Below are 15,360 nucleotides of genomic sequence, written 5' to 3' on the forward strand. Positions count from 1 at the left end.
GTGCGTCACCGTCCGGTCGCAGTCTCGGCACTGATCGGAATCGTTCTGATCGCCCTGGTGGCCACTGTGGCCATCGTCTCCGGTGGCTTCGTGCAGCAGCGCATGGTGCTCGGCGACTCGGCCGTCTGGGTCACGAACGCTTCGACTCAGATGATCGGCCGCGCCAACACCCAGATCAATGCCCTCAACTCGGCGGTGACCGCAGAGGGTGCGTCACTCGATGTCGAACAGCGCGGTGACAACGTGCTGCTGATCGATCGCGGCGACAACACGGTCGCGAAGGTGAACGCGGCCGACGTGACGGCTGGCAAGTCGGTAGCACTCCCACCGAAGGATGCCCAGGTCGGCATCGCCGGATCGCGCGCGGTCATCGTCTCCCGCACGACGGGGCAGATCTGGCTCGTGCCCCTCAGCGATCTCGGTTCGTTCTCGTCCGCATCGAACCCGACGATCGATCTCGGCGGACGCATCGTCACCTCGCTGAGCCCCGACGGCGAGTTCTTCGCCTACTCGACACAGACCGGCACCGTCTCCCGAATCGACGCGGCGACGTCCGACTCCGTTTCGCAGACCTGGAAGACACCCGTCACGGACACTCGGGCGTCGAACGGCGCGGTAGCCATGCAGCTGACGTCGGTCGCCGGCCACTGGGCCCTGTACGACCCTGCAGAGGGGCGCCTGCGCACGGCGGAGGGCGAACGCACGTTGCCGAGGTCGGTCGGCAGTCTCGGGGTGCTGCAGCAGGCATCCGACACCGGGTCCGACATCTCGATCGCCTCAGACAGCGGTATGTACACGGTGCCGTTCGGTTCGGGCGCGGTGGTCACCGACCTCGCCGGTTCCTACGGTTCGGCGGCGGCGCCCGCCATGGTGAACGGGTGCCTGTACGGCGCCTGGTCGAGCGGCCGTACGTGGCGATCGTGTCACGGTGGCACAGCAGGACGCACCGGTTCGCTCTCTGCGGTACGCCCCGGTGCCGACCTCGAGTTCCGCGTGAACGATGGCACCGTCGTGCTCAACGACACCGCACATGGAACATCGTGGTCGGTGCAGAACGGCAACGGCCTCATCGACAACTGGGCCGACTTCGCCAAGCCCGACGATGACAAGAAGCAGACCGAGGAGAACACCGAGGACAAGCCGCCGACCTACGAGAAAGCCCAACAACCGCCCGTCGCCGTCGACGACAAGTTCGGTGCACGACCTGGTATGACGAGTCCGCTTCCCGTGCTGTTGAACGACTACGATCCGAACGGCGACGTTCTCGTGATCGACTCGTTCACGCCGGTCCCGCAGGCGACGGCACGCATCCAGCGCACGGCGGACGATCAGCAGTTGCAGATCACGCTGCCGGCCGATGCACATGGGCAGATCGACTTCGACTACACGATCAGCGACGGGCGAGGCGGCCAGGCTAACGCGCACGTGACGGTCACGGTGCGCACCCCGGAGGAGAACTCGGCACCGGTGCAGGTGCGTTCGACGAAGGCGATCGTGGCATCCGGCGGGCGCGTGACGACCCAGGTGCTCGGCGACTGGTACGACCCCGACGGTGATCCGTTCTACCTCACGGGCGCGAGCGTTCCGCCGCCGTCGACCGTGACATCCACCCCGCAGGGAAGCGTCGTCTACGCGGATGCCGGCAAGGGTGGGAGCCTGCAGAACGTCGCGCTCACGGTCTCCGACGGCAAGGCGACCGGCACGGGCACTCTGGCCGTCACGATTCGGCCGCCCACCGACGTTCCCATCATCACCGAGCCGTTCGTGGCCACCGCGGTCGTCGGAAGCGAGATCACGATCTCGCCGCTTTCGCATGTGCGAGGCGGAGTCGGACCAGTACGTCTCAGCGCGGTGCCCGACAAACCCGATATGACGCTCAATCCTGACTTCGACGACGGAACGTTCGCCTTCGAGTCCTCGTCGCCTGGAACGTACTACGTGGGGTACACGGTGACGGACGGGTCGACGACGGCGACGGGGGAGGTGCGCGTCGTCGTCAGCGTGCCGCTCGACGCGGGCGACACTCCCGTCACCGTGCCGCACAACGCGTTCATCGAGCAGCAGACCTCACAGCAGGTGGATGTGCTCGCCACCGACTTCGACCCGGCAGGCGGTGTGCTGCTCATCACGTCGGCCGCGTCGCCCGAGGCATCCGGCGTCCGCGTCGAGGTGCTCGACCAGCGGATCCTCCGCGTCACGCTCACGAAGCCGCTGAGCGGGCCTGTCGTCTTCTCGTACACGGTCAGCAACGGCACCGCTCAGGCGCAGGGAAGCGTGCGTGTTGTGGAGATTCCGAGGCCGGCGGTGAGGCAACCACCGGTGGCCAATGCGGACACCGCAACCGTGCGGGTCGGCGACGCGGTTGACATCCCGGTGCTCGCGAACGATTCGCAGGCCGACGACGACGATCTGACCCTCGACACCACGCTGCCGACACCACTGCCCAAGGGCGCGGGGCTGCTGTTCGCCTCAGGTAACGAGCTGCGGTACCTCGCCCCCGATAAACCGGGCAACTACACAGCCGTCTACCGGGTCGACGACGCGGACGGTCAATGGGCGACCGCGCAGGTGACGATCGCGGTCCGCGAGCTCGACGCCGAATCGAACAAGGCGCCCGTGCCCAAGACGGTGACAGCGAGGGTGTTCGCCGGCAGCACCGTGCGCATCCCGATCCCGTTGAACGGCATCGACCCCGACGGAGACTCCGTATCGCTGGTCGGCCAGTCGACCAACCCGCAGAAGGGCGCCGTCACGGCTGTCGGGTCGGACTGGATCGAGTACGAGGCCGGCGACTACGCAGCGGGAACCGACACGTTCGAGTACACGGTCGTCGATGCACTCGGTGCCCACGCGGACGGCACCGTTCGGGTCGGCATCGCTCCATCGAGCGGCGGGGCGCGCAATCCCGTCGCGGTCGAGGACGAGGTCACCGTGCGTCCCGGCCGCACGGTCTCGGTGCAGGTGCTCGCGAACGATTCGGATCCCGACGGCGGCGCGCTCCACATCACATCCGTGCAGCGCACGTCGACGGACATCCGCAAGGCGAAGATCTCCGGACAGGTCGTGAAGGTGGTCGCTCCGCAGAAGGAGGGCCGCTACGGCTTCATCTACACGGTGCAGAACGACTCGGGTGGCACGAGCTCGAACTTCCTCACGGTCGTCGTGCGCAAGAACGCGCCGCTGTCCCGCCCGGTGGTGCAGGACACCGTGCTGGGGCTCGCCGACATCCTCGGCCGCAAAGAGGTGACCGTGAACCCGCTGACCAACGTGTTCTTCGCGGACGGCCCGGTCTCGAGCCTCAAGCTCTCCCTGGTGCCGGGGTACGGCGACAGCGCCGTCATCACCAAAACGGGCAAGGTGCGCGTGCAGATCGAGCAGAAGGCTCAGATCATCCCGTTCAAGGTGGCGCATCCTGACGATCCGGAGGTCGTCTCCTACGGCTTCATCCGTCTCCCCGGGTTCGACGATGCCCTGCCGCAGCTCAAACCGGGCGCGCCGAAGCTCACCGTGCCGAGTGAGAAGACGCTCGTGATCGACCTCGACGACTACGTGGTGGTCGCAGGTGGCAAGAACGCACGATTGACGGATGCCTCGCACGTGCACGCCACGCACGCCAACGGCGACAGCCTGGTGCGCGACAACCACACGCTCGTCTTCACCAGCGCGTCGCGGTACTTCGGTCCGGCATCCATCTCGTTCGAGGTCACGGACGGGTCGTCGTCGAAGGATCCGGCCGGTCACATCGCGACGCTTGTGCTCCCCATCGACGTGACGGCGCGCGACAATCAGCCGCCGACGTTCACGGGCGCTCAGGTGGAGTTCGAGCCGGGGCAGCAGAAGACGCTCGACCTGGTGAAGCTCACGCGGTACCCGTACGAGAAGGACCAGTCCGAGCTCAGTTACCGCATTCTGGATCCGAAGCCGGCCGGAGCATCCGTCTCGATCCAGGGCCGGTCGCTGACCGTTCACGTGTCGGACAAGACGCCGAAGGGAACGCAGTTCAGCGTGCTCGTCGGGGTGAGCGATGCCCTCAACCAGGGCACGGCCGGGCGCGTCGACGTGACCGTCGTGCCGTCGACCCGTCCACTGGCGGTTCCGCAACCCGACCGGGTGATCGCCAGACGCGGCGCCACAACGAGTGTCGACGTGCTGGCGAACGACTCGGCGACCAACCCGTTCCCGTCCACGCCGCTCACCGTCGTGGCCGTACGCGGTACTTCGGATGCCTCGCTTCCGGCCGGCCTGCAGGTCACCCCGAGCTCGGATCGATCGCGGCTGACCGTGACCGCCTCTCCGAACGCGCGACCCATCGACACGATCTTGCAGTACGAGGTCGCGGATGCGACGGGCGACTCGAGCAGATACACCTGGGGAACCGTGACGATCTCGGTGCAGGACCGACCGGCCCCGGTCGGCAACCTGCGCATCACGGGAGTCGGCGACCGGCAGATCACCGTGGCCTGGGATGCCGGGGCGTTCAACAACTCGCCGATCTCTGGCTACACCGTGTCGCTCATCGGCTCGAACGGCGCGACGGTGGGATCCACGGCGTGCCAGGCAACGACCTGCGTCGTGCCGACACCGGGGAACGGGCCGTCCAACTCGGTCACGGTCAGGGTCACGGCGACGAACGCGATCGGCACCTCTGATGCGGTGTCGTATCCGGATGCCGTGTGGTCCAACGTCGTGCCAGGCGCGCCGACCGATCTCTCGGTCGAGCCCGGAGATGGACTGCTGACTGCAAGTTGGGATCCGCCGCCCGCGAATGGGTCAAGCCCGGTAACCGGATATGAGATCATCTTGAATTCAACCGCCATCGGAATCGTTCCTGCCGGCACCGACTCATACGTGATCCGTAACCTCGGCAACGGGACTGCATATTCGGTCTCAATTGCAGCTGTCAACAATTTCTATGGCGCACAACCGGTGTGGAATCAGGTCCAGCCACCGGTCACAGGAATACCTGCGGGCCCACCAATATTTGTATCAGGGCCGTCTGCCACCACTAGCCCACAATCGCCTGGGCAGGTCACCGTGACGTGGTCACTTAATCCGAATGGCGCACCGTCCATAGGCTCGATCGGCATTACCGCGAGCGGCTCGGCTAGTTGTCCTGCCGTTGGGCCTGGGGCGACGTCGGTCGTGTGCCAGGTTCCTGTCGGACAGCAAATCACGTTTAGGGTAACGGCGGTGAGTTCCGCCGGATCGACCAGCGCTTCGACAACGGCTATATCCCATAGCGCGCCGACAAATCTCGCAGCTTCGTTCTCCGCACCAGATCCGCAAAACCCGGTCGGAATTGGCCTTTACGCCCCGGCGCTCGCGAAAATATCGGCCGCGATCGATTCTGCTGGTTCACTTTCGTACGCATATGCCTACGATTCGCAAGGCGGTGGAGCAACTTCGGTTACGGAAGGTCAACGAATAATTCCGGCCGACACGAGTAGGTACGGGACTTCGATTTCTGTCTGGATACAAGCAACAGTGACGTACCAGGACAACGGTTCGACGTACAGATCCGCATGGGTGGGTCCATTCACGACGCCGGTCGCCGTTGACGTGAACGCTTCGGTCGCATACTCGTCTGGCTCGTTCACTTGGACCAGCGCTCCGGCCGGACAGGGATACACGGCAGTCGAGTACAGCTGCACCGATCCGTCCAACTATCAGACAATGGGCCAGACAGGGTCTTGCTCATCGCCGCTCGGCGGTGTCCTCGTTGTCCGCGTTACTACCAACGGGGGCAGCTACGAGATGGATTACCCCGCGCAATGACCACGAACACGGCAACAGCCAGGAGACACACATGACGGACGCCCCCACCGCCACTGGACAGAAGCCCATCGTCCCGCTCACCGACGACCAGGCATCCTGGTTCGCGAGCATGGTCGACGCCATCGTCCAGAACGTCGAACACGTGCTGCTCGGCAAGACGCACGTGATCAGGCTGGCCGTCACGGCGCTGCTGAGCGAGGGCCACTTGCTCCTGGAAGACGTGCCGGGCACGGGCAAGACGTCCTTGGCGCGCGCCCTGGCCGAGAGCATCTCGGGCACGAGCAGTCGCATCCAGTTCACACCGGACCTTCTGCCGGGCGACATCACGGGCGTCGGTGTGTACGACCAGCGCTCGGGCGAGTTCGTGTTCCACAAGGGCCCGGTGTTCGCTAACGTCGTGCTCGCCGACGAGATCAACCGCGCGAGCCCGAAGACCCAGTCCGCCCTGCTGGAGGTGATGGAGGAACGACAGGTCAGCGTCGACGGCGTCACTCACCGGCTCGCCCCTCCGTTCATGGTCATCGCGACGCAGAACCCGATCGAGCAGGCCGGCACGTACCGTCTGCCTGAGGCGCAGCTCGACAGGTTCATCATGAAGGCATCCATCGGGTACCCGGATCACGCGTCGATGGTGCGCATCCTCGAAGGCGCCGATCACGCGGCGCACGAGATGGTCCTGCCGACAGTGGTGATGGGCGAGATGGTCACGACCCTGTCGCGCCTCGCCAGGGCCGTGCACGTCGAACCGGCGATCAACGACTACGTGTCCAGGCTCGTGGATGCGACGCGCAACGCCGACGAGGTGCGTCTCGGCGTCAGCGTGCGTGGCGGCCTTGCGCTGATCCGCACGGCGAAGACGTACGCGGCCGGTCTCGGCCGGTCGTATGTCATTCCCGACGATGTGAAGGCGCTCGCCGAACCGGTGCTGGCCCACCGTCTCGTTCTCGACACCGAGGCCGAGTTCGACGGCGTGACGGCGCACGGGGTGATCGCGAACGTCATTCTGCAGACGCCTCCTCCGCAGGACGGGACCATGGTGTGACCCTCGATTCACCGACCAGCACCACCGGCGTCGACAACGCTCGCACCCGGCTCGTCGGCGCGCGTCAAGGACGTCTTGCGGATGCCGTGGTCGACGTCGTGCGCGGCTGGCGGGCTTTCGCCGCCTGGTGCGGTCGAGTGTGGCGTGCGACGACCGAGATCATGACGATCACGGGCGTGTGCGTCGCGCTGATGACGATCGCATCGTTCGTGGTGGGCTACGTTGCGGGCTGGGCAGAGGCGGTCGTCTTCGCATGGCTCGGTGTCGCACTTTTCATCATCGCCATGATCTACCTGCTCGGGTCGGTGAACTACCACGCGGTCTTGCATCTGCCGAATCCGCGGGTCGTCGTCGGCGCTTCGGCCCCCGTCGATGTGATCGTGTCGAACCCGATGAGGCACGGTCTGCTCGCCGCGCGCATCGAGGTGCCGGTCGGTGCCGGCGTCGCGGAGTTCGCGGTACCGGGGTTGCGTCCTTCTGCGGAATTCCGCGATGTCTTCCTCGTGCCGACAACGCGCAGAGGCGTGGTCACCATCGGGCCGATCCGCTCGGTTCGCGCCGACCCGGTCGGGCTGATGCGCAGGGAAGCAGATTGGCAGCAGACGGTCGAGCTGTTCGTGCACCCGGCGACCATCTCCATCCCGAGCATGAGCACCGGCATGGTGCACGATCTCGAGGGAAATCCGACACGTGAGCTCACCACGAGCGACATGTCGTTCCACGCGCTGCGCGAGTACGCGCGGGGCGATGAGCGTCGGCACATCCACTGGCGAAGCAGCGCGAAGACAGGTGCCTTCATGGTGCGTCAGTTCGAGCAGACCAGGCGTAGCAATCTGCTCGTCGCGCTCAGCCTGGCCGATGCCGACTTCGCCTCGGAAGACGAGTTCGAACTGGCCGTGAGTTCGGCCGGGTCTCTGGGGGTGCAGGCGATCCGCGACACGCGAGCCGTCTCGGTCGTGGTCAGCGAGAAGACGCCCGACTTCGCGAAGAACGCGGTCTACGACGTGCGTGCGCTGGATGCCGCATCGCCCACTCGTCTCCTCGACTCGCTCTGCCGCATCGACACGACGTCCGCGGCGTTGCGCATCGTCGACGTCGCCAAGGTCGCGGCCGAGGGAACTCCTGATCTGTCGATCGCCTTCCTGGTCTGCGGATCGACGGTGACGGCGGCCCAGCTGAGGCACGCCTCGTCCATGTTCCGCCAGGGAGTCGAGGTGGTCGCCGTGCGGTGCACGCCTGGCGAGACCCCGAGCCTGCGCAAGCTCGGCGACATGAGCATCCTCACGGTCGGCTACCTCGATGACCTTCGGTCGAGTCTCGCCAGATCGAGGGCGGCATGAAGCGATCGGATGTCGTCTTCCGCTTCACGGCGACCGCCTACCTGTTCGCGCTGGCGGCCGCGTGCGTCGCCGCATTCTGGCCGGTGTACCAGTCGACGGACTTCGTGGTGATGGCGGTCGGTGCTCTGATCGCGGGCATCGCCGTGGCGGTCTGCGCGACGGTGTGGCACTGGAACTCGTTGGTCACGACGCTCGTGTCGGTCGGGGTCTTCCTGCTCATCGGCGTCCCGCTTGCAGTGCCGGGGGAGACGATCTGGGGGGTCGTGCCGACCGCCCAAGGATTCCTCGACCTGCTGAGCTCCGTCGCGCTCGGCTGGAAACAGCTGATCACGATCGCGGTGCCCGTCGGGTCGTATCAGGCCCTGCTCACCCCTGCTTACGTGCTCGCGTTCGGCTCCTGTGTCGTCGCGGTCACCGTCGCACTCCGATCCCGAGCGGCGGAGCTCGCCGTCGTTCCGCCGCTAATCGTGTTCGTGCTGGCGATCGTGCTGGGTTCCGATGCGACCGCAACGCCCCTTCCGCTGACGGTCCTGGTTGCAGGACTCGCGGTAGGCTGGCTGGCTTGGATGCGCCGCAGACGCCGTGTCTCCCGGCTCATCGCGCTCTCCAGCGCGCACGCCGATGTGCGTCGTGGCGAACGTTCCCTGGCCGCCACCCGATCGGTGGTGATCGCAGCCGTGGTTCTCGTGCTGGCGGTCGTCGCCTCCGCCGGAATCTCGTACCTGGTGCCACCGGCATCGGCCCGCAGTGTCGCCCGGACCGCGACGATGCCTCCGTTCAACCCTCGTGACTACGCCAGCCCGTTGTCCGCGTTCCGGTCCTACCTCGAGCCGGGTCGCTCCGACGCGGCCATGTTCACCGTTCACGGGCTGGGCGACGTGCGACGACTGCGCATCGCCACGCTCGACAGCTACAACGGCATCGTCTACTCGGTGGGTACAGAACCCGGCGACTCCGGTGCGTTCGCTCGCGTTCCCGACTCGTTGTCGCAGCCGACGGCATCCGGAAGCACGAGCACGCTCTCGATCACGATGGACGGGCTCGGCGGACCGTGGCTGCCGACCTTCGGCGACCTGGAGCACATCGAATTCAGCGGTGCGGATGCCGACACTCTGCGCGACGACTTCTACTACAACGCGGTGACCGCGACGATGGCGGACACGGCCTCCCTGAACTCGGGAGATTCGTACGAGGTGACGGCGGCGACCACTCCGTCGCAGACGATCGCGCAACTGGCGAACGCCAAGCCGGGAACGGCGCCTCAGCCTGCACTGACGACGCTCCCCTCCGATCTTGCCGAGACCGTGCAGCGGTACCAGGGCGATGCGGCGACTCCCGGCGCGAAGCTCTCCACCGTGCTTCAGCGGCTTGCCGACACCGGCTACATCAGCCACGGCATAGGGAACGAGGTGAAGAGCCTCTCCGGCCACGGCGCCGACCGCATCAATGCTCTGCTCGATTCCACGCCGATGGTGGGGGATCAGGAGCAATACGCCGTCGCGGCGGCGCTGATGGCTCGCCAGCTGGGCTTCCCCGCCCGAGTCGTGCTGGGATTCGACGTGCCGCAGGATGCGTCGGGAGACGAGGTCACCTTCACCGGGAACGACATCTCGGCCTGGATTCAGGTGAAGACCGCGAAGGACGGCTGGGTCGACGTGGACCCGAACCCTCAGGTGCGTCCGATCCCGGAGAAGAAGCCGGATCAGCCGAAGCAGATCTCCAGGCCGCAGTCGGTCGTCGAGCCGCCGAAAGACACGACGGACACACAGGAGAATCAGCCGCCGCAGTCTCACGTGGCCAAGCAGCAGGAGGATCGGACGCCGGCTTGGCTGGGCATCCTGCTCGCCGTGCTCACAGTGCTGGGCTGGACCGTGCTCGGTCTTGCGCTGGCGGCATCCCCGTTCCTCGCCGTCATCGCGGCGAAATGGCGGCGACGCCGAGCACGACGATCGACACGGGTGCTTCCTCGCGGGCGCATCGCAGGAGCGTGGAACGAATTCGCGGATTCCGCCGTCGATCACGGCTACTCGCCACCCGGGTTCGCGACCCGCAGCGAGGTCGCGGAGACTGTCGGGGGACCGCGTCCCGTGCTCCTGGCGTCGGTCGCCGATCGTGCAGCGTTCGGCAGGGCTGAACCCGATGACACCGACGCCGATCAGGTGTGGCGGGCCGTCGACGAGCTGCGGCGCGACCTGAACGCGCGCGCGACCCGCTGGGGCCGGTTACGTGCGAAGGTCTCACTGCGCTCGCTCGGCGGCTACCGTGGAAGCAGAGGGAACACCGGGCGCGGGGGGAGGCGATCGTGAACTGTGCAGCATGCGGGGCGGCGCTGCCCGACGGTGCAATGTTCTGCGGCAAGTGCGGACGCTCCGTGAGTGCCACCGCGGTGCCGCGGTCGAAGGTCGCCGATCCGCGTCCGGGCGATACCACCGTGATGTCGCCGTCGATGAGGCGCTCCGTGCTGGATGCCGCCGCGCGGCTGTCGCAGGATGTGCGGCAGGCGGACCCGCCCGCTCAGGATGCCACGCCAGACACTGTTGCGTTCAGCACCAACGAGCAGCTCATCGTCACGGCCGAGATCTCCGTGCTGTCGACGGAATCCGTCCCCCCGACCGATGACTCTCCAGCCCCCGTTCCCTATGTGCTGTCCTTTTCAACGGGCGAGCGTGTCGTCGTCGTCGGAGCCGGACTGCTCGGACGGCGGCCCTTCGCCCAACCCGGAGAGCGGTTCGACCAGCTGGTCTCGATCGCGGATCACGAGAGATCGGTCTCGAAGACTCATCTCGAGTTCGGCGTGGAGGCGGGCGAGCTGTGGGTTTGCGACCGCTACTCGGCCAACGGCACCGTGATCATCCCTCCTGCTGGGGCTCCGCGCCGTTGCGAACCCGGTCGTCGCTATCGGGTTCCGCGCGGTGGCAAGGTGGAGATCGGCGACCGCTGGTTCGACGTGCGCTGAAGGTCCCCGCGTCCACAGGCGCCGCTTGAGTGGGGCATCCACCGATTCTCGTTCGGCGCGTCCGCGCCCCCGCTCGAACGACTGGACTGGATGCATGCCAGCGCCCGGTGCCTCCCCGATCGACTCCGTGACGCTGCCGAGGCATCCTTCGCCGCCACAGCGTGCGCCGTTTCCATTGCTGGCAGTTCTCGCGCCACTGGCCGGCGCCGCCGCGCTCTTCGCGATCACGCGATCGCCCATGATGATCGCCTTCGCCGCGCTCAGCCCGGTGATCGCGATCGCGAGCACGATCGACGGCCGGGTCGCGGCTCGTCGCAGACGACGATCCGAGGCGCGCGTCTATCGTGCTGCCCGCGAGCGCTTTCTCGATGACGTCGCCCTTGCCCACGCACGGGAGCGCGCGCTGCTGGGCGCCGCACATCCGGGCGCGGACGCTTTGATGACCGATCCGGCCCACCGGGCCAGGCGATGGGCGGCGTCGACAGAACGATTCGTGCCTGTGCGCATCGGCACAGGGAGTGCGCCGAGCACGTTGCCTGTCTCCGGAACAGCGGATACCGACGAGGATCGCGACCTCCTGGCCGTCTGCCGCATCGTCGACGGCGCCCCGGTCCTGGTCGACCCCACGGCCGGAATCGGCATCGTCGCGCCGGCCATCATCGGAAGGGCCCTCGTGCGCGGGCTCGTCGCGCAGCTCTCGGACGCGCATCCGCCCGGTGTACTCGCCATCACGGCTCCGTCAGGAGACGTCTACGACTGGCTCGACGATTATCCGCACGCGGCGCAGGCCGACGCGGAACACCTTCGTCTGCACATCGTCGATGATCACCCCGATGCTGCGGAGCGAACGGATGCCGCTCGTCCCGCACCCGAATCGGGTCCATCGCACCCGCTCGAGCTCGACAGCCGAGCGAGGGACGCGTCCTTCGGCCGACGGACCATGACGGCGGTGCTGGCGCTCGCCGCCGACGTCGACGGCCTTCCGACCGGATGCGGCGAGGTCCTCGAGGTGGACGCGGCGGGAAGAATCAATCGACTCAGCTCACCTGGAGCTCCCGAGACGTTGCGCGGTGAGCTCGTCACTGCCAGATCCACGGCGTTGTTCGGAGACGACCTCGCATCGGCCGCGCTCTCGAGAGGCGTCACGGGCGGGCGTTCGCTGCCCGACACTGTCGCTCTGGCCGATCTGTCCGATACGGCGACGAGCGAGCCGACGGACGGGTTGCCAGCGGCCATCGGAGTCACCGCGACGGGCCCCCTCGTACTCGACCTCGTCGCGTCGGGTCCGCACGCCATCGTGACGGGCACGACGGGCAGCGGCAAGAGCGAGCTGCTGATCTCGTGGGTGCTCGGTATGGCCTCGTGCTCCGCTCCCGATCGCGTGAACTTCTTGCTCGTCGACTTCAAGGGCGGAACGGCCTTCGCACGGCTGTCGGCTCTGCCTCACACGGTGGGGGTGGTCACCGACCTGGGCCACGGTGAAGCGGACAGGGCACTGAAGAGCCTTCGTGCCGAGCTTCGGAGGCGCGAAGCGGTGCTCGCGGACCTCGGGATCGCCGACGTACACGACTCGGACGCTGCACCCGCGCGTCTGGTGATCGTGGTCGACGAGGCGGCGGCGATGCTCGCTGCCTTTCCCGACCTCGCCGGGCTGTTCGCCGACGTCGCGGCGCGCGGCAGAGCGCTCGGCGTGCACCTCATCCTCGGAACGCAGCGAGCGACCGGAGTCCTCGCCGACGGGTTGCTGGCCAACTGCGCACTGCGCGTCTCACTGCGCCTCAGCTCCGAGAGCGACAGCACGGCGCTGCTGGGAACGGATGCCGCTGCGCGGCTGCCTCATGCCGTGCCAGGACGGCTCGTGGTCGTCAGGGACGGAGAGCTCGTGACCGCTCAGGCCGCGACGGCCGACCCGTCCGATGTCAGCGCGGTCGCCGCCAAGTATCCGATGTCGACACCCGTCCGCCCGCCGTGGCTTCCCGCGCTGCCCGAGCGCATCCCTCTCACGGCGTTCGCCGGCACACCGGCGGGATCGGTTGTGCTCGGGGCGCTGGACGATCCCGATCGCCAGATTCAGGAGGGCATCGTCTATCGGCCGCAGGCGGAGCATCTGCTGGTGCTCGGCGTACGCGGAGCGGGTAAGACGGGCGCCCTTGTGAGCATCGCTGCCCAGTGGCGATCCGGCGTGCTGTGGGTTCCCGGGGAAATCGAGGGAGCATGGGATGCCTTCGAGTGGGCCGACTCGATCCTGCACTCCGGCTCGCGCGAGCCGCTCCTCGTGCTCATCGACGATCTCGACGCCCTGCTTGCTCGTTTCGGCGACGTACACAGGGAAGAGATGCTCGATCGTGTGCGGTCCCTTCTGGTCGACGGCCCTCGTGCCGGGATCGCTGTCGTCTGCTCGGCCGCTGTGCTGCCCTCTGGTCTACGGTCCGTCGCCGGGCATTTCGGGGAACGCCTCGTCCTGCGGCAGGCCGACCGGCAGGAGCACGTGCTCGCCGGCGCGGCGGCCGAGTTCTATGACCAGGCCGCGCCGCCCGGTCGAGGTGTCTGGCGCGGCCTGTTGGCCCAGGTCGTGCTCGTGGAGGACGAAGCGGTCTCACGACAGGAGACCTCGGGCGTTGGGCCGAGGGTGAGCGCGGTCGAGCGACTTGCCTTCCCAGCAGGGACGACCACGATCGTGGTCTCACGAGCGCCGGGCGTCGTGGCGAGGCGGCTGCGGGCATCCGCTCAGGGGCTTCGCGTGGTCGAGCTCGCCGACGTGCGTGAGGACTCGTTCTCTCCGCAGGCCGATGCACCGGTGTCACCCACGGCGATCGCGGTGCGCGCGCAGAGCGAGCCGATGGCCATCGTCGGCGATGCGGATGCCTGGCAATCCCGCTGGCAGCTCATGACGCGTCTGAGACGCGACGGCTCGATCGTCTTCGACGGCTGCACCCTCGCCCAGGTGCGCGGCATCCTGCACTCCCGGGTGTTGCCTCCCGCGACGCTTCCCGGCCACGCACTGATCTACACCCGGGACGGCGAGTTCCGACGGGTCACCGTGCCGGAATGACCGGCTCAGCCCAGCACGGCATCCAGCGGCGTCAGCTCGACGCCGTTCGCATCGGCCACGCCGGCGTTCGTCACCTTTCCGCCCACGACGTTGAGGCCCAGCGCGAGGGAGTGATCGGTGGCTACGGCGGTCCGCCACCCGTTGTTCGCGATCGCGCGCAGGTAGGGGAGCGTTGCGTTCGTCAGGGCGTGCGTCGACGTGTGCGGCACGGCCCCTGGCATGTTCGCAACGCAGTAGAACACGGTGTCATGCACCCGGAAGGTCGGGTCATCGTGCGTCGTCGGATGCGAGTCTTCGAAGCATCCGCCCTGGTCGACCGCGATGTCGACGAGAACGCTGCCAGGACGCATCCTTGCCACCAGCTCGTTGCGAACCAGCTTCGGCGCCTTCGCACCGGGCACCAGCACCGATCCGATCACGAGGTCGGCATCGAGCACGGCACGCTCGATCTCGAACGCGGTCGAGGCGATCGTCTTGATGCGGCCTGCGTACAACGCGTCGAGCTCGCGCAACCGTGCCACGTTCGTGTCGAGCACTGTGACGTCCGCGCCGAGGCCGACCGCGACGGACGTCGCGTTCGTTCCTGCGACGCCGCCGCCGAGCACCGTCACCTTCGCCGGATAGGTGCCGGGAACGCCAGGAACGAGCAGGCCGGACCCTCCGTTCGGCTTCAACAACGTGTTCGCCCCGACGATGGCGGACAGGCGCCCCGCCACCTCGCTCATCGGTGCGAGCAGTGGAAGGGAGCGGTCGGCGCGCTGAACGGTCTCGTACGCGATCGCCGTCACTCCGGCGTCGATCAACGCCCGGGTCAGGCCGGGCTCAGCGGCGAGGTGCAGATAGGCGAAGAGCGTCAGGTCGTCCCTGAAGTAGGCGAACTCCTGCTCGATCGGCTCCTTCACCTTGAGCACCAACTCCGCCGTCGACCACGTCGTCGCGGCATCCGGTTCGATGATCGCGCCGGCGTCGGCGTACGCCGAATCGGGAATGGAGGAGCCCTCGCCAGCGCCGCGCTCCACGTGCACCTCGTGACCGTTCGCCACCAGATCGTGCACGCCGGCGGGGGTGATGGCCACGCGGTACTCGTTGTTCTTGATCTCGCGCGGGATGGAGATTCTCATGTCGTTCCGTTCTTTCTCGATTCCGGGCCTCTTGGGGCCCGATCACGGTCGCCCTTGACCGCGAAGTCCTTGTC

Annotated in this window: 7 protein-coding genes; 6 read left to right on the forward strand and 1 reads right to left on the reverse strand. The window is 67.2% G+C overall.

Going from position 1 to position 15,360, the window contains the following annotated elements:
* From MJ603_RS10485 to MJ603_RS10510, 6 genes are all read left to right on the forward strand, one after another.
* Positions 1-5,775, forward strand: coding sequence for an Ig-like domain-containing protein (locus MJ603_RS10485; RefSeq protein ID WP_243063658.1), 5,775 nt, complete (start codon positions 1-3; stop codon positions 5,773-5,775).
* Between the two features lie 31 nt (positions 5,776-5,806).
* Positions 5,807-6,817, forward strand: a complete 1,011-nt coding sequence (locus MJ603_RS10490; protein WP_243063659.1) for a MoxR family ATPase — start codon at positions 5,807-5,809, stop codon at positions 6,815-6,817.
* Entirely contained in the window at positions 6,814-8,157 is a 1,344-nt protein-coding gene (locus tag MJ603_RS18770) for a DUF58 domain-containing protein (RefSeq protein WP_243063660.1), read from the forward strand. The genes MJ603_RS10490 and MJ603_RS18770 overlap by 4 nt, the downstream gene beginning before the upstream one ends.
* Positions 8,154-10,463 carry a transglutaminaseTgpA domain-containing protein gene (locus tag MJ603_RS10500; RefSeq protein WP_243063661.1) on the forward strand — a complete coding sequence of 770 codons (2,310 nt, stop codon included), beginning with the start codon at positions 8,154-8,156 and terminating at the stop codon, positions 10,461-10,463. Before MJ603_RS18770 ends, MJ603_RS10500 begins: the two co-directional genes overlap by 4 nt.
* Positions 10,460-11,113: a zinc-ribbon domain-containing protein gene (locus MJ603_RS10505; protein WP_243063662.1), complete on the forward strand. Its 654-nt coding sequence runs from the start codon at positions 10,460-10,462 to the stop codon at positions 11,111-11,113. The genes MJ603_RS10500 and MJ603_RS10505 overlap by 4 nt, the downstream gene beginning before the upstream one ends.
* A 94-nt stretch (positions 11,114-11,207) precedes the next feature.
* Positions 11,208-14,165 carry an FtsK/SpoIIIE domain-containing protein gene (locus MJ603_RS10510; protein ID WP_243063663.1) on the forward strand — a complete coding sequence of 986 codons (2,958 nt, stop codon included), beginning with the start codon at positions 11,208-11,210 and terminating at the stop codon, positions 14,163-14,165.
* 5 nt (positions 14,166-14,170) lie between these two features.
* Here MJ603_RS10510 and ald read toward each other — a convergent pair whose 3' ends face one another.
* Entirely contained in the window at positions 14,171-15,286 is a 1,116-nt protein-coding gene (ald, locus tag MJ603_RS10515) for an alanine dehydrogenase (protein WP_243063664.1), read from the reverse strand.
* Positions 15,287-15,360 lie beyond the last annotated feature (74 nt).

This window comes from Humibacter sp. RRB41 (genome assembly GCF_022761015.1).
Taxonomy (GTDB): Bacteria; Actinomycetota; Actinomycetes; order Actinomycetales; family Microbacteriaceae; genus Humibacter.